Annotated in this window: 23 protein-coding genes and 1 pseudogene; 21 read left to right on the top strand and 3 right to left on the bottom strand. The window is 41.0% G+C overall.

Going from position 1 to position 22,230, the window contains the following annotated elements; translation table 11 throughout:
* Positions 1-285: 285 nt before the first annotated feature.
* A complete protein-coding gene (locus B3P16_RS05355; protein ID WP_112376080.1) occupies positions 286-870 on the bottom strand; it encodes a DUF4126 domain-containing protein in 585 nt (194 codons plus the stop codon).
* Positions 871-1,136: 266 nt separating this feature from the next.
* On the opposite strand from B3P16_RS05355, the gene katG reads away from it, so the two are divergent.
* From katG to B3P16_RS05250, 21 genes and pseudogenes are all read left to right on the top strand, one after another.
* Entirely contained in the window at positions 1,137-3,416 is a 2,280-nt protein-coding gene (katG, locus tag B3P16_RS05350) for a catalase/peroxidase HPI (RefSeq protein ID WP_286841652.1), read from the top strand.
* Positions 3,417-3,823: 407 nt separating this feature from the next.
* Positions 3,824-4,225, top strand: a complete 402-nt coding sequence (locus B3P16_RS05345; RefSeq protein ID WP_159333077.1) for a hypothetical protein — start codon at positions 3,824-3,826, stop codon at positions 4,223-4,225.
* Between the two features lie 82 nt (positions 4,226-4,307).
* On the top strand, positions 4,308-4,652 hold the full coding sequence (locus B3P16_RS05340; protein WP_046675411.1) for a hydrogenase maturation nickel metallochaperone HypA: 345 nt from the start codon (positions 4,308-4,310) through the stop codon (positions 4,650-4,652).
* 11 nt (positions 4,653-4,663) lie between these two features.
* Positions 4,664-5,392, top strand: coding sequence for a hydrogenase nickel incorporation protein HypB (gene hypB, locus B3P16_RS05335; RefSeq protein WP_159333076.1), 729 nt, complete (start codon positions 4,664-4,666; stop codon positions 5,390-5,392).
* Between the two features lie 155 nt (positions 5,393-5,547).
* A complete protein-coding gene (locus B3P16_RS05330) occupies positions 5,548-6,078 on the top strand; it encodes a hypothetical protein (RefSeq protein WP_286841650.1) in 531 nt (176 codons plus the stop codon).
* A complete protein-coding gene (locus tag B3P16_RS05325) occupies positions 6,079-7,080 on the top strand; it encodes an ABC transporter substrate-binding protein (RefSeq protein WP_286841648.1) in 1,002 nt (333 codons plus the stop codon).
* Positions 7,077-8,093, top strand: a complete 1,017-nt coding sequence (locus B3P16_RS05320; RefSeq protein ID WP_236560239.1) for a FecCD family ABC transporter permease — start codon at positions 7,077-7,079, stop codon at positions 8,091-8,093. Before B3P16_RS05325 ends, B3P16_RS05320 begins: the two co-directional genes overlap by 4 nt.
* Positions 8,090-8,917, top strand: a complete 828-nt coding sequence (locus tag B3P16_RS05315) for an ABC transporter ATP-binding protein (RefSeq protein ID WP_286841647.1) — start codon at positions 8,090-8,092, stop codon at positions 8,915-8,917. Before B3P16_RS05320 ends, B3P16_RS05315 begins: the two co-directional genes overlap by 4 nt.
* A gap of 79 nt (positions 8,918-8,996) precedes the next feature.
* On the top strand, positions 8,997-9,590 hold the full coding sequence (locus tag B3P16_RS05310) for a GNAT family N-acetyltransferase (RefSeq protein WP_286841646.1): 594 nt from the start codon (positions 8,997-8,999) through the stop codon (positions 9,588-9,590).
* A gap of 42 nt (positions 9,591-9,632) precedes the next feature.
* Positions 9,633-12,071: a TonB-dependent receptor gene (locus B3P16_RS05305; protein WP_286841644.1), complete on the top strand. Its 2,439-nt coding sequence runs from the start codon at positions 9,633-9,635 to the stop codon at positions 12,069-12,071.
* Between the two features lie 186 nt (positions 12,072-12,257).
* On the top strand, positions 12,258-12,608 hold the full coding sequence (locus tag B3P16_RS05300) for a hypothetical protein (RefSeq protein ID WP_070567885.1): 351 nt from the start codon (positions 12,258-12,260) through the stop codon (positions 12,606-12,608).
* A 176-nt stretch (positions 12,609-12,784) separates the two neighbouring features.
* Positions 12,785-13,087 carry an urease subunit gamma gene (gene ureA, locus B3P16_RS05295; protein WP_070567883.1) on the top strand — a complete coding sequence of 101 codons (303 nt, stop codon included), beginning with the start codon at positions 12,785-12,787 and terminating at the stop codon, positions 13,085-13,087.
* Positions 13,088-13,105: 18 nt separating this feature from the next.
* Positions 13,106-13,411 (top strand): annotated as a pseudogene (gene ureB / locus B3P16_RS05290) (urease subunit beta); the annotation flags it as partial.
* 65 nt (positions 13,412-13,476) lie between these two features.
* Complete coding sequence (ureC, locus tag B3P16_RS05285) at positions 13,477-15,198, top strand: urease subunit alpha (protein ID WP_070567879.1); 1,722 nt, start codon at positions 13,477-13,479, stop codon at positions 15,196-15,198.
* Between the two features lie 158 nt (positions 15,199-15,356).
* Positions 15,357-15,944 (top strand): hypothetical protein, encoded by a 588-nt coding sequence (locus B3P16_RS05280; RefSeq protein WP_159333071.1) that lies wholly within the window; start codon positions 15,357-15,359, stop codon positions 15,942-15,944.
* Between the two features lie 3 nt (positions 15,945-15,947).
* On the top strand, positions 15,948-16,523 hold the full coding sequence (locus B3P16_RS05275; RefSeq protein WP_159333070.1) for an urease accessory protein UreE: 576 nt from the start codon (positions 15,948-15,950) through the stop codon (positions 16,521-16,523).
* Positions 16,524-16,565: 42 nt separating this feature from the next.
* Positions 16,566-17,255, top strand: a complete 690-nt coding sequence (locus B3P16_RS05270; protein ID WP_286841642.1) for an urease accessory protein UreF — start codon at positions 16,566-16,568, stop codon at positions 17,253-17,255.
* Positions 17,256-17,267: 12 nt separating this feature from the next.
* Positions 17,268-17,906 (top strand): urease accessory protein UreG, encoded by a 639-nt coding sequence (ureG, locus tag B3P16_RS05265; RefSeq protein WP_046675418.1) that lies wholly within the window; start codon positions 17,268-17,270, stop codon positions 17,904-17,906.
* Between the two features lie 2 nt (positions 17,907-17,908).
* Positions 17,909-18,706, top strand: a complete 798-nt coding sequence (locus B3P16_RS05260) for an urease accessory protein UreD (protein WP_159333069.1) — start codon at positions 17,909-17,911, stop codon at positions 18,704-18,706.
* A gap of 10 nt (positions 18,707-18,716) precedes the next feature.
* Entirely contained in the window at positions 18,717-19,607 is an 891-nt protein-coding gene (locus B3P16_RS05255; protein WP_286841640.1) for an urea transporter, read from the top strand.
* 28 nt (positions 19,608-19,635) lie between these two features.
* Complete coding sequence (locus B3P16_RS05250) at positions 19,636-20,442, top strand: DUF2490 domain-containing protein (protein ID WP_286767941.1); 807 nt, start codon at positions 19,636-19,638, stop codon at positions 20,440-20,442.
* On the opposite strand, the gene B3P16_RS05245 is transcribed toward B3P16_RS05250, so the two are convergent.
* Together B3P16_RS05245 and B3P16_RS05240 are read right to left on the bottom strand one after the other, a co-directional pair.
* Positions 20,439-21,326: a helix-turn-helix domain-containing protein gene (locus tag B3P16_RS05245; RefSeq protein WP_159333066.1), complete on the bottom strand. Its 888-nt coding sequence runs from the start codon at positions 21,324-21,326 to the stop codon at positions 20,439-20,441. The genes B3P16_RS05250 and B3P16_RS05245 overlap by 4 nt on opposite strands.
* A 150-nt stretch (positions 21,327-21,476) precedes the next feature.
* Positions 21,477-22,055, bottom strand: coding sequence for a DUF1572 family protein (locus B3P16_RS05240; RefSeq protein ID WP_159333065.1), 579 nt, complete (start codon positions 22,053-22,055; stop codon positions 21,477-21,479).
* Positions 22,056-22,230: the final 175 nt, after the last annotated feature.

The following is a 22,230-nucleotide window of genomic DNA, read 5'->3' as shown; positions in this document are numbered from 1 at the left end:
GAACGATCACTGAACAATCACTGAACAAGCACTGAACGAGCACTGAATAAACACTGTCGAAAGGCATAACATGATACCTGCCAGGTATTCGCTTGATTGAAAGGTATAAAGGTTAGGGATTTGGAGTTTACGCAGCTATAGATCAGCTAGGGCTATAAGATGTTTACAATATCCCTAGTTGGTTTGTCTGCGCTAAATTTGCTTACGCCTGTGCTGGTGAGGCTTGGCTTTATTGTCGCTCGTATGGCACTGTGTGAAGTTTATTTAGATGTTATGTTGTGAAAGCTACTCCGTTCTTTTAAGTTTTTTATTGAGTTGTTCTTTGCCAAATCGCCAAAAGAAATAGAATAGGCCTATAACAACTATAATTGCCATAAAGGGCACAAATATGGCGAGTATGGTCAAAATGGTTGAACCGATGGTTTCCATGGTCGAGATCATAAAATTGCCAAAACCTGCCGTCCCAACAGACGAGACTGCACGGGTACCAGCTAGCGCTGTACTGATGGTCGCCGCGGTACCGCCACCAGCGATGATTGCCATAGCCCAGCGGAAAAACGGTGAAATATCTGTAAACTGTATGGCAAAAAGTAAGGTGCCTGCTATCGTCGCGAGAGGAATTGAAAGGCTGTCCAATATATTGTCAATAAAAGGAATGTAATATCCTGCTATTTCCAGGATCATGGCTAGGCTTGTCGCTGCCAAAACAATAGGTGAGCCCGCCCAAGCCAATTCATTGCCAACCTGGAACAATTCAAGCCGACAGCCAAGGCTCAATAAGAATAGCGGCATGAAAACCCGGAAGCCGGTAGCTGCAGCCAGACTCAAGCCTATAAAAGCACTTACCAAAAATGTGGATAGCTCACTCATGGTCAATATTTTTGATACAACCTAATTATAGAATAGTAAAAGAATCGCTTTTGTTTTTCAGACTTCCAAAAATCGTCATATTCTAGCTGCTCATTAAAAGATGATTTTTAGCATTTTATATAATTATATATTGTGTATATAGATTTTGATTATAGTGTATCGAATCATTCGATGTACAAGTGGGATCTCATTTGTGTAATTTTATGAAAGTGAGAGTCAAACAATTTGATCACTTAAGATATTATATAAATAAACTTTCTTTTCATATGGACAACAACGAAAAAGACATTAGCAAATGCCCATTTCATAATGGTACGATGCGCAACGCCGTTGCGGGAGGGGGAACTCAAAATCAGGACTGGTGGCCAAATAGACTTCGTGTAGATCTGTTGAGACAACACGCGAGCAAGTCAAATCCGATGGACGAGGGCTTTGATTATGCGGAAGCATTTAAACAATTGAATTTAGAAGCCGTAAAAAGAGATTTGCATGCCTTGATGACCGATTCGCAGGACTGGTGGCCTGCTGACTTTGGACATTATGGACCATTATTCATCCGGATGGCTTGGCATAGTGCAGGAACCTATCGGGTAAGCGATGGTCGAGGCGGAGCTGGGTCTGGGCAACAACGTTTTGCACCACTGAATAGCTGGCCTGATAATGTGAGTTTGGACAAAGCGCGTCGCCTGTTGTGGCCTATCAAACAAAAATATGGTAAAAATATCTCCTGGGCAGATTTATTGATTTTAACAGGTAATGTTGCTTTAGAGTCTATGGGCTTCAAGACTTTTGGTTATTCTGGTGGACGTGTGGATGCTTTTGAACCTGAATTGGATGTCTATTGGGGTTCTGAAAAAACATGGTTGGGCGGTGATGTACGCTATGCTCATGGTTCAGAAGGCGTAGTGGAATCACACGGTGTATTATCTGCCGATGATGATGCAGATGGTAAACAACATTCGCGCAATCTTGAAAAACCGTTGGCAGCGGTACAGATGGGATTAATTTATGTTAATCCGGAAGGACCAGATGGAAATCCAGATCCTATCGCGGCTGCAAAAGATATACGGGATACTTTTGGTCGGATGGCGATGGACGATGAGGAAACTGTCGCTTTGATTGCTGGAGGGCATACGTTTGGAAAAACACACGGAGCAGGTCCTGCCGACAATGTCGGAAAAGAACCTGAAGCAGCCGGCATAGAACAACAAGGGCTTGGTTGGAAAAGTACCTATGGCAGTGGAGTGGGAGCAGATGCGATCACGAGTGGCTTAGAGGTTATTTGGACACAGAAACCGACAGAATGGACCAATCTCTTTTTTAAAAATCTCTTCGAAAATGAATGGGAATTAACAAAGAGTCCTGCAGGAGCGCATCAATGGGTAGCCAAAGGAGCTGATTCGACTATTCCAGATCCTTTTGATCCAACTAAAAAACGTAGGCCAACGATGCTGACGACGGATTTGTCCTTGCGTTTTGATCCAATTTATGAAAAGATCTCGCGTAAATTTTACGAAGATCAAGACGCATTTGCCGATGCATTCGCTCGCGCCTGGTTTAAATTGACGCACCGTGATTTGGGACCACGAGAGCGTTATTTAGGTGCCGAAGTTCCTGCTGAGGAATTATTGTGGCAAGATCCTATTCCTGCTGTCGATCATGCTTTGGTCGATGCTGATGATATTAACATATTGAAATCTACCCTATTGAGCGCGGGGCTCAGCACTGCAGAGCTCGTAACGACCGCTTGGGCTTCAGCTTCTACTTTCCGTGGGTCTGACAAGAGAGGTGGTGCAAACGGTGCGCGGATACGGTTGGCTCCGCAGCGTTATTGGCAAGTCAATAATCCAGCACAATTGCAAAAAGTTCTTACTGCGCTTGAGCAAATTCAACAGGACTTTAATGGAAAGCAACAGGGCGGAAAGAAGATTTCCTTGGCAGACTTAATTGTCTTAGGTGGTGTTGCTGCGATAGAGCAGGCCGCTCGTGCAGCTGGACATGCTGTCAACGTACCGTTCCATCCGGGGCGTATGGATGCATCACAGGAACAGACGGATGTAGAATCCATGGGCTATCTTGAGCCAATTGCGGATGGATTTAGAAATTACCGTAAAGGTGCTTACACCGTGTCTACGGAATCATTATTGATCGACAAAGCACAATCACTTACGCTATCTGTTCCGGAATTAACGGTATTGATCGGCGGACTTCGTGTTCTTCAGGCAAATTTTGATGGTTCTGCATTAGGAGTGATGACAGATAGGCCAGGCCAATTGACGAATGATTTTTTTGTCAATCTATTGGATATGGGAACAGCTTGGAAAGCAATCTCTCCGGACCGGGAAGTTTTTGAAGGATCAGATCGTAAATCTGGTGTTAAAAAATGGGAAGCCGGACGTGCAGATCTTATTTTTGGTTCCAACGCTGAACTGAGAGCTGTTGCTGAAATATATGGCAGTGCCGATGCAAAAGATAAATTCGTACAAGATTTTGTGAAGGCATGGACTAAAGTGATGGAGTTAGACCGTTTTGATCTGCATCGCTAATTGTTAAGAATATCAGTTTTTCAAGAAGCCAGGTCCGACGCGAACCTGGCTTCTTGTTATTTTAGATTTATCCAGATAACCCTGAAATTAACCTTTTGCTCCGGCGCTAAGATTGGCTCAGATTTTTATGATGTACCTGACCAATATTTATCGCTATGGTCTACGACATGGACCAATTTATTTAATGAGAATAGCAGCCAAAAAAGAACCAATTTTTGCCTCTAATATCATTTTAATCTCACTTTAACCAAATTTTAATTTAATATATGAAGAATTATGGAATTTTCTTTGGGTGTTTCCTATTTTGTGAAATAAAATTCAAGATTTGTGCTACTTTTTCTTCTTTGATCGGTAGTAACTTTGTAATGGTTTCAAAGGAATCTTTGATACATTGTTAGGTTAAAGCTATGTGGAAGCACTTTATTTTTCTGTTTGCAGCACTGTTGTTATCATTTAAGAATTTAAATGCAAACAGTCTTGTACTGAAAAGTGAAAGTGTCGAATCCCAGTTTTTATCTGCAAAAATTCCTTCCAACAATGCGGACCATACACACATCGTCCATTTTCATAAAGATCATAGTCAATTTTGTTCGCTTTACCCATCGCTTCAATCCATTGTTGCGGAATTGGACGCCGAAGTGGCACAAGATTGGTTGATGGAGCGTTGGTTGGTTACGGTTGATTTGCTATGGCATGAACTTCTGCCATCCCCACAACAGAAAGATTATCGGTATGAACATACCCTTGATCTAGAGCATATACCCATCGCTCGATTTTTGCTGTTTGAGCAAATCAAAATTCCATGCTAAAGCATACGCTTTTCTTCACATCATACAGGCAAAGAGAACTGTCATTTCTTTTCTAAATTTATTTATTTCTTAAAATATACCAATGCACGAGCTAAGTATAGTAAAGGATATTTTTGATACGTTGACCTCGCATTATGAGGCTAGGGTAGATGATATTCAAAAAATTCAGGTCACAGCAGGATTGTTATCCAACGTCCAGCCTGTATTGATCCAAAATGCATTTGATGCTTTTATTGCTGAAAATACGCAATACCAAGATATGGAAATGGAAGTCGTTGTAAACGATATCATTGCATATTGTGAACATTGTCAGAAAAATTTTCCGGTTCATTTTCATCGATTTGTATGTGATTGCGGACAGGCTTCTAGTACAATTGTTCAAGGGAATGAACTCTATATATCAAAAGTAATTTTTAAACAAGACTAATATCGTTTATCATGTCAGACAATACTTCAAATCCTAAAAGTTTAGGTAACCGTGTAGGTTCGGTTCAATGTGAAAATACAACGCTACATTTATTAAAAGCAAATGATTTTGTCGCAAAAGCCATCCGCGATAGACTGAAAGAGGTTTGTGTGATCAATGTATGTTCTTCTCCGGGTTCGGGTAAAACTACCTTGATGCAAGAAACGGGAAAACGTTTGGCCAAAGATCTGAATATTGCTGTTTTGGTGGGTGATCCGGAAACCGAACGTGATGCGGTTCGTATGCGTGAGGTAGGCATTAATGCATTGCAGATTGTCACTGGTGGAATGTGTCATATTGAGGCACAAATGATCTTACAAGCCCTGGATCATATCGATATCGAAGGAATAGACCTGTTGTTTATTGAGAACGTCGGGAATTTATTGTGTCCATCAGCGTTTGATTTGGGTGAAGATTACCGCGTGACCTTATTGGCGACCACAGAAGGGGACGATAAACCGAAAAAATACCCACGTATGTTTTTAACAAGCGAATTGATGTTGGTTTCCAAAGCTGATTTATTGCCATATGTACCTTTCTCGGTAGATGCGGTAACGAAAGATGCGCGCGAGGTGAACCCCAATTTGGAAGTTATTACAATCAGTACATTAAATGGTGACGGTCTTGATACCTGGTGTGATTGGTTGAAAGAAAGAGTTCAGGCGAAAAAAGATCAATATAAGGCGCTTGAAGTAAAATAACGGCCAATTGATAAAAAGAGTGGTATAGCAATGATCCGCGCTTCATTGTTATACTGTATATGTTGACATGTTATTTGTGTTTAGAGGAAATAGATTTGACGGAGAACGAAACTGTGTCAGTGCCGTTAACGAAATGAAGAAGATAGGTTTACAATATGAATGAGCTACCTGTACCAATAGATAAAATTGTAGCAAAGCATGAGTTTGCTCTTAGTGAAGTCGATCAAGTGTATCTTGAATGGTATGAAGTCCACAAAAGGCGCCTAACACGCAATACAACGGGCGGAAAGACAATCTTTATGCAATTGGAGCAAGGTGCGGAATGGCATCATGGTGATGCTTTATTTCATCAGGAAACGCTACAGGCGATCCTGGTTGTCAAGCCTACGTTGACCATAAGATTCAATCCAATAGATTTGGTGCAGCTTGCAGATTTTGGTTATTTTATTGGAAACAGACATCTGCCCATATTCAACGTAACAGATGCCCAATCACTTCGTCTTCCTTACGATGGACGGCTCTATGAGCAGGTCCTGGCAAAGTATGGAACCTCGATTCAATTGGAGGAAGCCTTACTGTTATCCGAGAATTTGATTCGACTGCAGGCGAGAAATAAAAAGAAAGCAGATTTAAGCGGAACAGATGAACATGTTGATCCGCGTAAGCAAGTCCTAAAAAATAAGTAGATGAAAGTGAATCGTATTATACCTGTATTGCTTTTGGCATGTTTGTGTTTGGTGAGCGCCTGCCAAAATCGGCAAGCAGGTGCGGTCAGCAATCAAGTGAAAGCTGTGGACAGCCGTGGAAAAGAAGTGGTATTAGCGCATACGGCACAACGTGTGGTTGTATTATTTCCGTCCCTTGTTGATGAAGTCTACATGTTGGGTGCTGAAAATAGCCTTGTTGGTATTCCTGAACAGGTTTATCAGGTCGAAGATACCTATAAGTTTTTATCCAAATTGGATGATAGGATCGCACAAAAAACACTGACGACACCTACTTTCGCAGGCCAGGCAAATAATGTGGAAAGCATAGTGAGCTTAAACCCTGACCTTGTTTTGACGTTTAATACCGATCAGGATAATATTTCCCAACTAGAAGATCTTGGAATTCCAGTGTTCACTTTTTCTTCGCAGGATGAAAAAAGTATTTTTAATGAACTGACAGGGATGGGAGCATTACTCGGAAAGAAAGCGCGAGCGGAAGAAATTGTTCAGTTTGTTTCGGCGGAGATCAAAAAAATGACTGCTCCCAAGGATCAAATACAGAAGAAGGTTTATTACGCTTGGTCTAAAGGTCGGGTACTTTCGACATCCGGTCGTGGTAGTTTGATTGATATGGCGATCCGCCTTTCGGGCGCAGCTAACGCCTGTCCGTTGGAAATGGAAGCCCCAAATGTCGGCGCAGAGACAATTTATAAATGGAATCCGGACCTCATTATTCTTTGGAATTCGACATTGGCAGACGTCTATAACTTAAAGGAACTCGCGGCCTTACCTGCAGTGCGAAATAAACAGGTATTTGTGATGTCACCGTCGTTTCCATTCGACCCACATACCGTCAAATTTATGCTTTTTGCCAAACAGATAAGGCATTGGTGTTTTTCGGATTATACGAAACAGCAACTTGACCAGGATATGGCTATCGCTTTTGAAAAACTTTACGGTAAAGCAGGACTACTTCAATGATGCATCAATTAAAAAAGCTGTTATTGCTCGTTGTTCTGCCATTGTTGGTTTTATTGTTTTCCCTATTGGTGGGCTCAAGCCAGAACATTGGTTTTGTTGAGCTCTGCCAACGCATTGGATCGGAAGTGGGGGGATATTTAGGTCACCCTACTGCGGTATTGAAGGATAATATGGATACGATATTGTGGCAGGTACGTTTACCACGGATTCTGCTGACCTTTATGGTCGGAGCTGCTCTAGCGTCTTCTGGCGGAATCGTGCAGGCCATTTTTAGGAATCCAATCGTTGATCCCTTTACATTGGGTATTTCTTCGGGATCTGCTTTTGGGGCTGCATTGGCTATGTTGTTTCCGCTATTGCCGGTCAATATATCCGCATTTTTGTTTGGTGTATGTGCTGTGGGGTTGACTTATTTTGTTTCAAATGCTGGTTTGAAAACCTCGATTATTGGGATGGTATTGGCAGGAATGGTTATTTCCGGTGTATTTACAGCCATGTTAACCTTGTTGCAATACATCAGTGATCCCTATAAATTACAAGCTATTGTACAATGGACAATGGGGAATCTGCATACGGCCTCCTGGTCGAAAGTACAGCATGCTTTTCTGCCGATAACAATAGGATTGGCTATCCTGATCCTGTTTCGTTGGAAGCTGAATCTTTTAGCCTTGGGCGATCAAGAAGCAATTGCTGTTGGCGTCAATCCGAAAATATTGAAACTGGGATTTATTGCTGTAGCTACACTAATTACAGCATCAGCCGTTGCAGCTGTAGGGGTAATAAGTCTATTTGGATTAATTGTTCCACACATCAGCCGGATGATCTTTGGCCCCAATAACAATATTGTTGTGTGGGCAAATATCAGTATTGGTGGTACTTTTCTTCTACTGATCGATGGTTTTTCTAGGGCGGTCATGCCATTTGAAATTCCGATCGGTGTATTTACAATGATTATTGGCGCTCCCTTGTTTATTTACCTGATGCGTCGTAATGAAATCAACTGGAATTCATGAGTAATTCGATTCATATCAACAACCTTTCTTTTGCCTACGGTAAGGATATCATTTTAAATGATGTAACCATGTCATTCCCAAAAGGAAAGCTTTCTGTTATTCTCGGTCGGAATGGAAGTGGTAAATCCACGCTGTTCAATATTATTGCAGGGCTGGAAAAAAAATATGATGGATCGGTTCTTATTAATGAAACGGAGCGTCGCGATTGGAAGGTTGGTCGGGCTAATTCATTGAAATTGGGTTTTCTGAACCAGTTCCATCAGACCACATTTCCTTTTAGCGTTGTTGATGTTATTCTGACGGGACGAGCTTCATTTTCTCGTTTTTCACCAAGTAAAGAAGACTTCGAGGCAGTAGAACAGATCTTGGATAAATTTAACCTCACACACTTAAAGGACAAACCCTATACGTCGTTGTCTGGAGGGGAGCGACAATTGGTGTTACTATGTCGGGTATTGGTACAGCAACCTGATTTATTATTGCTTGATGAGCCTACGAATCATTTGGATCTGAAATATCAGATTGCGGTTCTGCAGACCGCCAAAGAGCTGGTCAAGGAGGGGACAACCGTGTTATGTGTAATGCACGACCCTAACATGGCGTTTCTTTTTGGTGATCAGTTTTATCTGATGAAAGACAATAGGCTCCTGGACCTCCATGGTCTGGATCGGGAACAAGTAAGAAATTTATTGGAACAGACCTATCAACTTCCTTTGATTAGTTTGGAGAATCAAAAGAAATGGATGTTTGTTCCGAGGCTGAGTGGTGCTGCGGCATTTGAACCTATGGTGGAGGCACAGCATACTGACGAAGTGCTGGAGTAAGCGCCTTTGTAAAAACATCATGGTTTGTAGGTGAAATGCCCAGTTTACGGGGCGATTATTTTAAAATAGCGATAACACTATGAATATATTTAAAGACAGTGGTCATATATTGATTGAAAATAAACGGATGAGTAAGGGATCTCTTCCCGCTCAACCTCAGTTGAAAAATATAACCATATCTCGTGTTGAAGAGGAGGATATTGATGTCGTATTACCTTATGTCATTGAATTTCGGAAACAGTTGTTTCCGATGTTGGATTCCAATAAGCTTCCTAAGGATCTACTCGCATTTTCAGCCGTGTATCTTGAGGCTGAAGCTGCTGCATTCTTGCAGGCAAAAGATCATCGGGGTAATTTGATCGGCGTGGTTGGTATGTCGGCTTATGACTACCGTTTTCCGCATTTGGATATAGACAGAAGGAAAACGGTGGAAGTTGCCCGGCTTTTTGTGGATCCGAGTTATCGTAGGTCAGGTTTAGGAACAGCCTTATTCAAAGGCTTGGTCGCTGTAGCTAAGGAGAAAAGTATTGAAAGGCTTTACTTACATACGCACCCATTCTTGACAGGAGCCTATGAGTTTTGGGGAAAACAAGGCTTTCAATTAAAGGACTATTGTAATGAATCGAATTTTCCAACGATACACATGGAATTATTCGTTGATCGTATTGCTTAAACCCAATTTGGGTAAGCCAAAAAAAAAAGAAAAATTATTCTAATGAACAACATGATGAAAGCGCTAGCTTTCGCTTTATTGACAAGTGCTTCCGTACCGGGAGCCGTATATGCACAACAAGGTGTAGCATTATTTGGAAAAATTCAGGATGAAAACGGTGATCCCATCGCTGGGGTTACACTGACCTTAGTCGATGGACAACAACAGACAAGTTCTAATGCTCAGGGCGAATTTAGTTTTACCGGAATAATTTCTTTTCCTGTACAGTTACGTGCAGATGCAATTGGGTATAAGCCTGTATTGTTGGATTTGAACGCCGCTAGCTGGAATGCAAAAAAAGGAGTTCGATTACTGATGGTGGCCGGTGATAATACCTTGGATGAGGTATTGGTAACAGGTAGACGCAACAATTCTTATTTGACAAACGACATGGAGTTGGGCGGAAAATTTGCTGGAAAACTAAAAGATCTTCCACAATCTGTTGCTGTTTTAAGTAAGGAATTTATAGAGGATAAGCAAGCATTCACCACTGGGGCATTGGTTCAGGATTTGGCGGGTGTGACCGAAGCATCTTCCTATGATGATGTTGTCATTCGTGGCTTTAAAAGCGGTTATGAAACGGGTGTACGGCTTGTCAATGGCTTACGCTCGGGGTATGGTTATGGTAATAGTTATTATAACTCTCCCTTAACAATCAATCTTGAAAATATCGAGGTTTTGAAAGGGCCAGGAGCATCTTTGTTTGGAGATATCGTACCGGGTGGTACAATTAATATGACGACCAAGAAGCCTTTGGAAGATTTTAGAGGGCATGTGAATTTTTCAGGTGGTAGTTTTGAAACGGTGCGAACAACTGTGGATCTCGGTGGACCTCTGGACAGTGCCAAACGTATTTTATATCGTTTTAATGCGGGTTACGAAGATACAAAGACTTTCCGCGATGTAAATCGCCAGAAACGAATCATGGTGGCTCCTTCGTTCACCTTTAAACCAGCTGAGGGCACGGTGGTGGATATTGATATGGTGTATAATCAGTTCAACGGTTATCTTGATCGGGGAATGGGTATTAAGGAAAATAACTTTTATGCTTTGCCAAGATCATTTACGTTGAGCCAGCCTTCCGATTTTTATAATTCCAAGACTTTTTCGTTAAGCGGCCGCTTGTCTCAGCGTCTGGCAGAACATGTTAGTTTGAATCTGAGCTACATGAAATCCATCTATCAGGAGGATGTCAACGAACATCGGACAATGAACACCTTTGCTGATGCGCCACATAATACCATTATGAATATGCGTTTTTTTGATCGTCATGGACGTGACTATACAGATAATGTTGTGGGTTATGTTAAGTGGGATCTTTTGGGCGATAGAGTCGATCATCATTTTGTTGCAGGAGTTGATTTTGCACAATATCGGGGCGACAAAGAAAATCAATTGCGGGAAGCGCGGCAGAAAACTGTAGATGGCAAAGTCGTCCCGTTGACTTTTGATTTGAACAATCCCACTTATACCACGCATGATCTAACGAATTATGTGTGGCGCACGGGAGTCGCTTATCCTTTTTTGAGTCCCTACAAAACAACGGGTAAATATATTCAGGATCAAATCAGCATTGACGAGCGATTGAAACTTATTGTAGGTCTTCGTCATGAGCACTATTCTTCTGAAACACTTGATGGACAAAATCGCTTTCATGCAACGCAAAATGCCTTATTACCTCGTTTTGGTGTAACCTATGGAATCAATAAGCAAATTAACTATTTTGCAAGTTATTCACAGGGCTTTGTGCCTGTGGGCGCCAATTTTATTCAGAACTATAAAGATTATGGTGCCGATAAACCCTTTGATGCCGAGCGGAGTTTCCAGGTGGAAACGGGGATGAAGGCTGGTTTTTTTAAAGAGCAATTGCAAGTTGATCTATCCTTATTCCGAATTGAACGACGGAATATGCTCATTGCCACAGGGGCTATCAACGATTCAGGGCTGCCGGAGTATAGACAATCTGGCAAAGCGCTATCGCAGGGTGTCGAACTCGATGTGCGTGGGCAGTTGACACGTGAGTTCCAGATTATGGCCAATTATACCTATAATGATACGGAGGTAAAATCATCTTCTGTTCCTTCTGAAATCGGGCAGTCCCTACCGGGAGCACCTAAAAATATGGCGAGTGCCTGGTTGAAATATGTGTTTTCAGCTAGTACATTAAAAGGTTTGGGTTTTGGTGCCGGTGTTTATTATGTAGATCGTAAAAGGATGGATAACAGTATCGGAAAGGATAGCGAAGGAAATGCACTCTGGGGGCAATGGCCTTCGTATACCACTGTAAATGCTGCTGCCTATTACCACATTGGTGCGATGAAAATGGCCTTAAATCTGAACAATGTATTCGATAAATATTACTTTTTAGGTGGTTTTGACTACACGAGAGCCTTTGCTGGTGCACCGCGAAATGTCATGGTATCAGTGGGTTACTCTTTTTAATGCTGAAATAGTAATCTAAAACCGCCAAAGCGGGCTTTTTCAACAAATTTGGACTATTTAATTCAAGATTTGTGCTAGTCAAGTAGCCCGCTTTGGTTGTAAATTTGAACAACAAATAATAGTATTGTGAACGCAAGAATGAGGTATAGTTTAATCTTTTTAGTTTTTCTTTTGAGCACCCTGCTCATGAAAGGAATAGCTATGCCATCACATTCTACTGTTCAGCATTTACCCCTCGTCCGCCTAAGTCTGTCTGTATTTCCTTCTCATGTAGATAAAGCTTTAGGACAGTCAGAACGGGAAAATCTGTTAGCTGCGGTTAAAGATCATGATGTCTATGATATCACCGAACAGATGGACCTCAAAGATGAATGGAGCAAGCTGCTCTATTGGGGCGTGCTTTCAATTTGTCTTTTTGTATTCTGTTATCCTGTACGTCTCAAAATTCAGAATAACAGAAGGCCTTATATGGATCGATTGATTCTTCCGCCAAAATATATTCTTTTCCAAAGTTTAAAGATCCCATTTCTGGGGTAAAAATTTCCATTTCTTACAAGGGTTGAGAAAAGACAGACCTTGCGCTGTGTAGGGGTGTAATCTGTCCTATTCATCACGATTTTGAACGATTTTTTTAAGTCGTATGACCTTGTCGTGACCTGTACCCACCGTGACTTGTTTTTAATTCGAATAACAACAATTTAAATAATATTTATATGCATTTATTACCTAGAGAGACAGAGAAGCTATTGCTTCATCTTGCCGGCGAACTAGCGAAAAAACGTAAAGCTAGAGGACTTAAATTAAACTATCCGGAGTCTATTGCATTGATCAGTAGTGAACTTTTAGAAGCTGCTCGTGACGGGCGTACTGTTGCCGATTTAATGCAGTTTGGTGCAACATTGTTGACACGTGAAGATGTTATGGAAGGTGTGCCCGAAATGATTCATGATGTACAGATAGAAGCAACATTTCCAGATGGTACAAAACTGGTTACTGTTCATAACCCGATTCGCTAATTGTTAAAAATATAATCTATGATCCCAGGAGAATTTTTTATTGCAGATGGCTATGTGATCTGCAATGAAGGTAGAGAAGTTACAACCATCACTGTGACAAATACAGGCGATAGGCCCATTCAGGTAGGTTCACATTTCCACTTCTTTGAAGTGAACAAAATGATGGAGTTTGATCGCGAGAAAGCTTTTGGTAAGCGCTTAAATATTATCGCAAGTACTGCAGTACGTTTTGAACCAGGCGAATCAAAAGAGGTCGAATTGGTTCCGTATGCAGGTGCAAGAAGGATCTATGGCCACAATGATTTGGCAAATGGAGATACCGAAACCGAAGTTGCGAAAGCAAATGCAATGAAAAAAGTAAAAGAACAAGGCTTTAAAAACAAAGTGTCATGAGTTTAAAAGTTAGCAAATTAAATTATAGCGCCATCTTTGGCCCTACAAGTGGAGATAAAATCCGTTTAGGAGATACAGATATCATTATTGAAGTCGAAAAAGACTACGCTTACTATGGCGATGAAGCCAAATTTGGCGGCGGTAAGACCGTGCGTGACGGGATGTGCCAATCTTCCGTTCATACACGTGATGAAGGTACACTGGATATGGTGATCACTGATGCTATTGTTATTGACCACTGGGGTATCGTGAAAGGTGATATTGGTATTAAGGATGGTAAAATTGTTGGTGTTGGTCGTGCTGGAAATCCGGATACCATGGATAATATTACACCAAATATGATTATCGGTGCTTCTACGGAGGTGCATGGTGGATCAGGATACATCTTAACTCCAGGTGGTATTGATACCCATATCCACTATATCAGTCCAACACAAGTTGAAACGGCTTTATATAGTGGTGTTACAACAATGATCGGGGGCGGTACAGGTCCAGCGGATGGAACAAATGCAACTACAGTAACACCGGGTAAATGGAATTTACGCCGCATGTTACAAGCTGTTGAAGATCTTCCAATGAACTTTGGTTTTTTTGGTAAAGGAAACGTTGGTACTGAACAACCTATTGTTGAACAAATTGAAGCTGGTGCCTTAGGTGTTAAAATCCACGAAGATTGGGGTGCTACACCAGCAACAATCGACAGAGCGTTGACGGTTGCTGATCAATATGATGTGCAGGTGGCTATCCATACCGATACGCTGAATGAAGCGGGTTTCTTGGAAGACACGATCCAGGCAATCAACGGACGCGTGATCCATACATTCCATACGGAAGGTGCTGGCGGTGGGCACGCTCCGGATATCATCAAATCTGCGATGTATCCAAATGTATTGCCAGCATCGACAAATCCAACACGTCCATTTACAAAAAATACAATTGACGAGCACTTGGATATGCTGATGGTTTGTCACCACTTGAGCAAAGAAATTCCGGAAGACGTGGCTTTTGCCGATTCTCGTATCCGTCCAGAAACGATTGCAGCTGAGGATGTACTACAAGATCGCGGTGTATTCAGTATCATGAGTTCCGATTCGCAGGCAATGGGACGTGTAGGTGAAGTCATCACACGTACTTGGCAGACTGCAGACAAGATGAAGAAACAAGTAGGTCCATTGCCTGAAGATGAAGGTAAGGACAACGACAATTTCCGTGCACGTCGCTATGTCGCGAAATACACGATCAATCCAGCAATTGCCCACGGTATTTCGAAGTACGTTGGTTCTATCGAGCCTGGTAAAATTGCCGATATGGTGATCTGGCGTCCAGCTTTATTTGGCGCAAAACCAGAAATGATTATTAAAGGCGGGATGATTATCGCTTCAAAAATGGGGGATGCGAATGCTTCTATTCCTACACCACAACCAATCATCTTAAGAACCATGTTTGGCGGTTTAGGTAAAGCCGTTCACCAAACTTGTTTTGACTTTGTCTCTAAAATTTCATTGGAAAAGGGAATTAAAGAAGAGTATAAACTGGAAAGAACCTTACTTGCCGTAGAAAATTGTCGGAATATCTCCAAAAAAGATATGATCCACAATGATGCCACACCTGAAATTATCGTCAATCCAGAGAATTATGAGGTAAGTCTTGACGGCGAGATCTTGCGGTCAAAACCTGTTGATACAGTTTCGTTGGGACAACGATACTTCTTGTTTTAACCCTATAACTACTTTTTATGGCGTGATCCGATGTCACGCCATAAGCTATGAAAAACAATAGGTTGATGAAATCATCATGGGCTTATCAAAAGCGCATAAAAGAGAGGGAATACTGATTGCTCATGATGCTTCATTAAGCTAAAATACGATTTACGCTAATGAAAAATTTGAAGACATTTTTAGGCTGTTGTATAGCAATGGCGTGCTTAACCATACAATCAGCCTATGCGCAAAAGGGAGGTATCATGATTTATGGGTCACTGAATTACCACGAAACAACAGCTGGGCATCAATTTAGTGCCGCTCCGGTGGGTGCTGCTTATTTTTTCACTGACAACATGAATGCGGGGCTAAACTATGGATTCAATTCTGTTAAGGATAAAGCACTGGATTTTACGGATCATTCGCATGAAATAGGACCTTTCTATAGCAATACTTGGCCCCTGAGTGAGCATTTTATGTTAATTGGCCAGGTTGATGTGCATTATTTGTGGGGCGATCAACATGTCGCTACCGGTGGTACTATGGTAGATGGTAAATACAATGGCTATCTATTCAGAGTGTACCCGCTTGTGGGTATCGCCTTGGGAAAAGGCTGGGCATTAAAAGCTAAAGTAGCAGAATTGTCTTATAAAAAGAGAAATAGTAAAGATGCTGCAATTCCCAATGATCACGAACTCATTACGGGAATCAATGGATCTACAGTAGGTTTAGGCTTGTCTAAAAATCTATTTATTAAAAATTAAAAAATGATAATCACGGAAATCACAAGGAATATTCATGGTGAGCAGATCACTAAGCGTCTCGATTTGCTTGCTATTGAATGGTATGAGTCGACCAAACGTATTCAACGTTTACGTACAGCGGAGGGAATGGATATTGCCGTCAAATTGTTGGGTAATACATCCAGCCTGCAGGATGGTGATATCTTGTACGAAGATGAGGAGAAAATTGTTGTGGTAACGATCAAACCTTGTGAAGTCATCCGTGTCATGGCAATTGATTTCCTGCGAACTGCTTTTGTAAGCAGCGAAATTGGAAACAAACATTTGCCTCTATTTGTGGAGGCAAATGAATTGCTTATGCCTTATGAACGGTCAATGTACGAATGGCTAAAGAAACAAGGATTTGACCCGCAGCGTGGCGAGCGCCAACTTTTACGTCAGCTCAATGCAAATGTCGATCCCAAGCATCATCAGAAGATGAAGTCTTCAACGAAGAATATACCGCTCTTGATCAACGACAAGGCCTTCGTGAATTTGCAAGCGGCAACAGCCGGTATCGCTTTAATGCCCAATGATAGAGAAGATTACGCAAGGAGCTGATAAATCCTTGAAGATATATACTTATATAAAAAAATAATGTCAATGAAAAATACATTTCTAGGCAAGTTACTCCATCTCGCAGATCCTACATTACCAATTGGAGGGTTTACCCATTCAAATGGACTGGAGACTTATGTGCAACAGGGCTTGGTCTGTGATAAAGTTACGGCGGACAATTATGTGCGTCATAACCTCTGGTATAATCTGAAGTACAATGATGCTGCTTTGATGAAATTGGCCTATGAAGCAACTTCTTCGCAGAACATGGATGCATTGATCGCGTTAGATCAAGAATGTACAGCATTAAAAAGCCCAAGAGAAATTCGCGATGCCAGTAAAAAACTGGGTGTACGTATTTATAAAATATTCAGTCGTTATCAACAGCAGGATTTTATGCTATCCTGGGGTGAATTAATCCAAAAGAAGGAAGTAGATAGCCATTACTGTTTGATGTATGGCATGTTGGCGTCACTTTTAGAAATTCCTTTGGAAGAAGCATTACATGGCTTTTATTATAATGCCGCCATTACGATGGTGACCAACGCTGTAAAACTTGTGCCATTAGGACAGTTGGATGGCCAAGATATACTTTTTGGTTTACATGATGATATACTTGATCTCTGCAAAGAGACCTTAACCGTTGAACGGAATTTAGTGGGCTTATGCAACATTGGATTTGACATCCGTTGCATGCAACACGAACGATTATATTCTAGAGTTTATATTTCTTAAAAAACAATTAAAATGGAAAATAGAAAATATGTTAAAATAGGGGTTGGTGGTCCAGTAGGGTCTGGTAAGACAGCATTATTGGAACGATTGAGCAGACGGTTGATGAATGAAATTGATCTTGCCGTAATTACGAATGATATTTATACCAAGGAAGATGCGGAATATATGGCCAAAAATAGTTTGCTTCCCCGTGAACGAATTATCGGTGTGGAAACTGGCGGTTGCCCCCATACAGCGATACGGGAAGACGCGAGTATGAATCTCGAAGCTGTAGATGAACTAGCTAGCCGTTTCCCGGATTTGGAGTTGATTTTAATTGAAAGTGGTGGTGATAACCTGACTTCTACTTATAGTCCGGATCTTGCCGATATCACCATTTTTGTCATTGATGTTGCCGAAGGTGAAAAAATGCCTCGTAAAGGTGGGCCGGCAATTACAAGATCAGACCTGTTGTTGATTAATAAAAAAGATTTGGCACCCTATGTGGGCGCAAGCCTAGAAGTGATGGAACATGATGCACGTAAAATGCGTAAAGGTTCTCCATTCCTGTTTTCAAATCTAAAAACCGGCGATGGTTTGGAAGAGATCGTAGGCTGGATTAAAAAATACGCACTCCTTCAAGATATTGAGGAACCTAATTTACTACGTTAATTATGATTTGTTCTTTAGCTATTAAGATAGCACATCGCGAAGGAAAATCCTTTTTAAAAGATGCATATGCGACACAACCGTTTCGTATCGTTCCTGTTGGGCAATATCAAAAAGACAATGCAGCGTACTTGATGATTATGAGTTCATCGCCTGGTTTGTTGGATGGAGATGACCATCGTATTCAAGTTGATATTGCTCCGGGGTCTAAGTTACAGTTACAGACGCAGGCTTACCAGCGTTTGTTTCATATGAAAGGTCATTCGTCCCAAACGATGGAAGTGAATGTAGGCGAAAATGCTGTTTTTTCTTATGTACCCCATCCCGTCGTACCTCAGCATTCGTCTCATTTTTTGAGCCATAACATTGTACATCTTGCTTCAAATTGTCACTTATTGCTGAGTGAAATCGTGACCTGTGGCCGGAAAATGTCCGGTGAAGAGTTTATGTACAATCACTTTCAAAATCTGACAGAATGTTATGTCAATGGTAGGCTTGTGGTGAAGGATAATGTATTGCTTCAGCCAGATCGTATGCCTATACAAGGTCTGGGTATTTTGGAAGGCTATACGCACCAGGGAACGTTGATCTATCTGAATAGTGCCGGCTTGAATCCAAGCGACTGGATCGAGGCTTTCCATGAACAGTACGGGGAAACCAAAGACGTCGCGTTTGGGATTAGCGAATTGCAGCATGACGGTTTTATGGTTCGCGTTTTAGGTAACGGTGCCGAACAGCTTTATCTTCTTTTTAAAGAAATGCAAAGCGCACTATGGGGCAACATATTTTTGAATAACAACTAATTATATTCCAATGAAAAATAACATCCTAGCTTTTATAAAAGCTTTTTTTAAAGGATTTGGGCAGATTATGTTACAGGGTAACATTTGGACGGGTATCTTATTTATCGGAGCCATTATTTATGATTCGGCACTTATGGGCTTTGCAGGGGTTCTCGCTAACATCGTAGGCGTACTGACGGCCAAGTTGATGAAATTTGATGAGGATCATATCAATGATGGACTTTTCGGATTTAATGCTACGCTTTACGGTATTGCTTTGGTTTTCTATTTCCAGACAAACGTTTGGGTATGGGGAGCCTTAATCGTAGGATCTGCGTTGACCACCATTTTGATGGGGTTTGCATTAAAGAAGAATCTGCCGGTATTTACATTTCCTTTTATCTTAATTACCTGGATCGCATTGTATGTGTTGAGTATTCCAGAACTGGCCTTGCGGACTGTACCCGAGCATTTTGTTGATATTCAGGAAATGGATGACTTCCTAATTGAAGGCCATGCCTTTGGTCAGGTTATTTTTCAGGGTAGTTTAATTGCTGGATTGATCTTTTTCATCGGGGTTTTCCTGAGCAATCCCATGGGCGCACTTTACGGTTTCGCTGCTGTTATCATCAGTGTTTATATATCGCACCATGGCCATGAATCTGTAGATATGACCAATAATGGCATTTTTAGCTTCAATGCGGTTTTGGTTGGAATTGCCCTAAGCGGCCCCCGCGTTAGAGATGGTGTATATGTTCTAATCGGAACGATTATCGCAACATATTTCGATCATTTTTTGATTCACAACGGATGGACAACATTGACTTTTCCATTTGTTTTTGCGATGTGGGCTATGCACCCTGTCAAACTTATCGATCAATGGTTGGTGAATAGGTTTTCATCGGCTGAAGGGACTTCCTAGTCCTTTTTTGTGAACTAAAATTTTATGTATGTTTAAGTTTCGTTTAATAAAACTATTCCCAATAATGCTCTTATTGGGAATTCATGTAAATACGGTGTACGGACAAGTCAGTCCGCCGGGATTAGGAAAAGCAAGGACCGCATCTTGGTCGGTTTTGGGCTTGCGTAGGAAATTAGACAGTGCTGGAACGAAGGAAGCATTGACCTATATTGGTTTGGGAACTAAAAGTACACCCGACGATTCAAATCCATTTCACAAGCAGGCTATTTGGGTGTTAAACCATGAGGTCTATCATAAATTTGCTAAAAATCAACAATATAGTTATGCGTTGAGTTATCGTCGCCAAAACGTTTACGATGAGGCCGCCCCATATCATAACGAAGGTGTTGAGCAAGAGTTTAGGTTGTATGGACGATATGCGTATACATTGACCCTTAATGATCGTTTGAAATGGAAAAATACATTAAGACAAGAGTTCCGAAAGTTCTTTACAGCCGATTTTCAAAAGGCAGAAGAGAATTTTCAATTTAGGACCCGCTTGAAGTCGCAGCTAAATTTCAAAATTTCGGCTAAAAATAAGCAGGAATTGGCGTTGAGCGCTGAAGGACTTTTTGCAATCAGCAAGCTCTACGAACCTGTTAGTACCTGGTCTAGCTTTGGCTATAAAGAGACCCGTTTGGGTTTTTATTACATGACAGATATTCCAAAGACACCTTTGCGATTGGATCTGGGTTATATGAACGACTTAATTAAAGGCTATGACAAAGTAGATTTTGGGGTTCATTATTTAGCCGTAGATTTAATCTGGAATTTACCTTACCGTAAAAAGCATTAGCCCGCCATAAACTTATGTTTCCGATAGTCACTGGGTGAATACCCAGTGATTTTTTTGAATAGCCTGGTGAAATAGGAGGGCGATTGAAATTTCAATTCAAAGGCTATACCGGCAATATCTCTCGTAGCATCCTGCAGCAGAATCTGACTATGTAAGATACTTATTTCACTAATCCATTGCTTCGGAGGTTTATTTGTCGCTTCCTTTACACATTTATTGAGGTAGTTTTCTGAAATATGCAATAAATTGGCGTAGAATAACACGTTTTTATGATCGATATGAAATTTTTGTACATATTCGCGGAAACGGAAAGCAATATCGAGCTGTCGGCTCATCGGCGCCTTAGTCTCTATATCCGATTTTATCACCTTCAATAGGATACACTGCATCATGGATATGCAGACTTCCATTACGCGGCCCTCGGTAAAAAGTTCCTCTTCCAATAACATCAACATTTGCTGGATCCAATGTGCTACATGTGGTTTAAGTGTGGTAAAAGGATGGGAATTGAAAAATTTAATATCGTTTATGCCAAGCTCAATATCAGTTACAATTTCATTTTCATAAACCACGAAAAAACCTTCTACATCATCAGAGATTGCCAGCGTAGCCGTAATATTACCTTGTTTGATGTTAATGACTTGATTTTCGGTTAAGGTATAAGATGCGCTTTCGAGATGTTGGGTCAGGGACCCCTTCGTTACAAAAATGAGAAAATTAAACGTCGTACGATAGGGGATGACAGGCATCAGGATACTGCGGAGGTAATTCTCGATTCGATAGACTTGAATTTTATTCTCATTGAATAAATTGTGCTCAGAAACATCCGGTAAAAATAACTTTTTGTACTCGTAATTGTTGATGATCTTAATCGAATTTTTCATAGTTTTAAAGACAACCTACTTACCAATGAAATCAAAAAAAAGGAATAGTTGTATGTATGACAAATATACTTAAAAGTTTGCGGAAATTAGGTTAGCATCCGATGCTTTCCAATCAAGTAATTATTGTGTTAACTAAGTGAAAAAGCTTATTTAAGACAAATTGTCCTGATTCCCTTTTATAAACTCCGACGTGAAATGTTGTTGCTGTTTTTCATGGCTGAATTTCTCCCTATTATAGGACGCTGAACTACCTTTGGGTATTGATAAGGAGGTCCATTTATCATCCAAACATATTTTCCCAATATAGAGCATCTGACCGATGTGGTAGGGATAATGTGCTAGCTGCCGCAAGATCGCTTCCATGACGGTATGTCCTTGATTACGGATATAAATGATTTTAGCGAGATCTTCTTCTTCGAGGGATTCAATTGCTTGAAACAGACAGGACCATCCAGCATTCCAATAGGTAATAAGCTCATCGCGATCTACCCAACTGTTCTCAAACTCCTGGTCGCGGTTTCTATTTTGTTTTTCGCCATCTGTGGTGAGGAAATCGGTCCATCGGGAAAGCATATTTCCACCTAAATGTTTAACAATTAATGCAATGCTATTGCTCGAATCATTGGGTTGCCAAAAGAGTTGTTCAGTGCTTAACTGTGCCAATGTTTTATCACCCAAAGATTTATAATATTGAAATTGCTTGATACAAGTCGCTAAAAAATTGTCCATTGCGTCGAAAGTTTGGCATTTATATGAATATTAATATACAAAAATGTCCTGAAACCGAGACCTAAAATAATTTTTTTAGCTGAAATCTGGTTTTGCTATCGATGTCATTAATTTCCTGATACAGTTTTTTGAGGTGATAAATGTGTGAATTTATAAGGAGAAGGAGAAGGAGAAG

The organism is Sphingobacterium sp. UBA7631, assembly GCF_002483935.1.
Taxonomy (GTDB): Bacteria; Bacteroidota; Bacteroidia; order Sphingobacteriales; family Sphingobacteriaceae; genus Sphingobacterium; species Sphingobacterium multivorum.
The sequence above is the reverse complement of the archived record's forward strand: the minus strand, read 5'-3'. Positions and strand labels throughout refer to the sequence as shown.

Excerpts from the sequence above, each read along its gene's own strand:
- B3P16_RS05340 (WP_046675411.1), top strand. The coding sequence starts at position 4,308 with ATGCACGAGCTAAGTATAGTAAAGGATATTTTTGATACGTTGACCTCG.
- B3P16_RS05275 (WP_159333070.1), top strand. The coding sequence starts at position 15,948 with ATGATAATCACGGAAATCACAAGGAATATTCATGGTGAGCAGATCACT.
- ureC (WP_070567879.1), top strand. The coding sequence starts at position 13,477 with ATGAGTTTAAAAGTTAGCAAATTAAATTATAGCGCCATCTTTGGCCCT.
- B3P16_RS05355 (WP_112376080.1), bottom strand. The coding sequence starts at position 870 with ATGAGTGAGCTATCCACATTTTTGGTAAGTGCTTTTATAGGCTTGAGT.
- ureG (WP_046675418.1), top strand. The coding sequence starts at position 17,268 with ATGGAAAATAGAAAATATGTTAAAATAGGGGTTGGTGGTCCAGTAGGG.
- B3P16_RS05320 (WP_236560239.1), top strand. The coding sequence starts at position 7,077 with ATGATGCATCAATTAAAAAAGCTGTTATTGCTCGTTGTTCTGCCATTG.
- B3P16_RS05305 (WP_286841644.1), top strand. The coding sequence starts at position 9,633 with ATGAACAACATGATGAAAGCGCTAGCTTTCGCTTTATTGACAAGTGCT.
- B3P16_RS05240 (WP_159333065.1), bottom strand. The coding sequence starts at position 22,055 with ATGGACAATTTTTTAGCGACTTGTATCAAGCAATTTCAATATTATAAA.
- B3P16_RS05330 (WP_286841650.1), top strand. The coding sequence starts at position 5,548 with ATGAATGAGCTACCTGTACCAATAGATAAAATTGTAGCAAAGCATGAG.
- B3P16_RS05250 (WP_286767941.1), top strand. The coding sequence starts at position 19,636 with ATGTTTAAGTTTCGTTTAATAAAACTATTCCCAATAATGCTCTTATTG.
- B3P16_RS05310 (WP_286841646.1), top strand. The coding sequence starts at position 8,997 with ATGAATATATTTAAAGACAGTGGTCATATATTGATTGAAAATAAACGG.
- ureA (WP_070567883.1), top strand. The coding sequence starts at position 12,785 with ATGCATTTATTACCTAGAGAGACAGAGAAGCTATTGCTTCATCTTGCC.
- katG (WP_286841652.1), top strand. The coding sequence starts at position 1,137 with ATGGACAACAACGAAAAAGACATTAGCAAATGCCCATTTCATAATGGT.
- B3P16_RS05325 (WP_286841648.1), top strand. The coding sequence starts at position 6,079 with ATGAAAGTGAATCGTATTATACCTGTATTGCTTTTGGCATGTTTGTGT.
- B3P16_RS05245 (WP_159333066.1), bottom strand. The coding sequence starts at position 21,326 with ATGAAAAATTCGATTAAGATCATCAACAATTACGAGTACAAAAAGTTA.
- B3P16_RS05315 (WP_286841647.1), top strand. The coding sequence starts at position 8,090 with ATGAGTAATTCGATTCATATCAACAACCTTTCTTTTGCCTACGGTAAG.
- B3P16_RS05345 (WP_159333077.1), top strand. The coding sequence starts at position 3,824 with ATGTGGAAGCACTTTATTTTTCTGTTTGCAGCACTGTTGTTATCATTT.
- B3P16_RS05280 (WP_159333071.1), top strand. The coding sequence starts at position 15,357 with ATGAAAAATTTGAAGACATTTTTAGGCTGTTGTATAGCAATGGCGTGC.
- B3P16_RS05260 (WP_159333069.1), top strand. The coding sequence starts at position 17,909 with ATGATTTGTTCTTTAGCTATTAAGATAGCACATCGCGAAGGAAAATCC.
- hypB (WP_159333076.1), top strand. The coding sequence starts at position 4,664 with ATGTCAGACAATACTTCAAATCCTAAAAGTTTAGGTAACCGTGTAGGT.
- B3P16_RS05255 (WP_286841640.1), top strand. The coding sequence starts at position 18,717 with ATGAAAAATAACATCCTAGCTTTTATAAAAGCTTTTTTTAAAGGATTT.
- B3P16_RS05300 (WP_070567885.1), top strand. The coding sequence starts at position 12,258 with ATGAAAGGAATAGCTATGCCATCACATTCTACTGTTCAGCATTTACCC.
- B3P16_RS05270 (WP_286841642.1), top strand. The coding sequence starts at position 16,566 with ATGAAAAATACATTTCTAGGCAAGTTACTCCATCTCGCAGATCCTACA.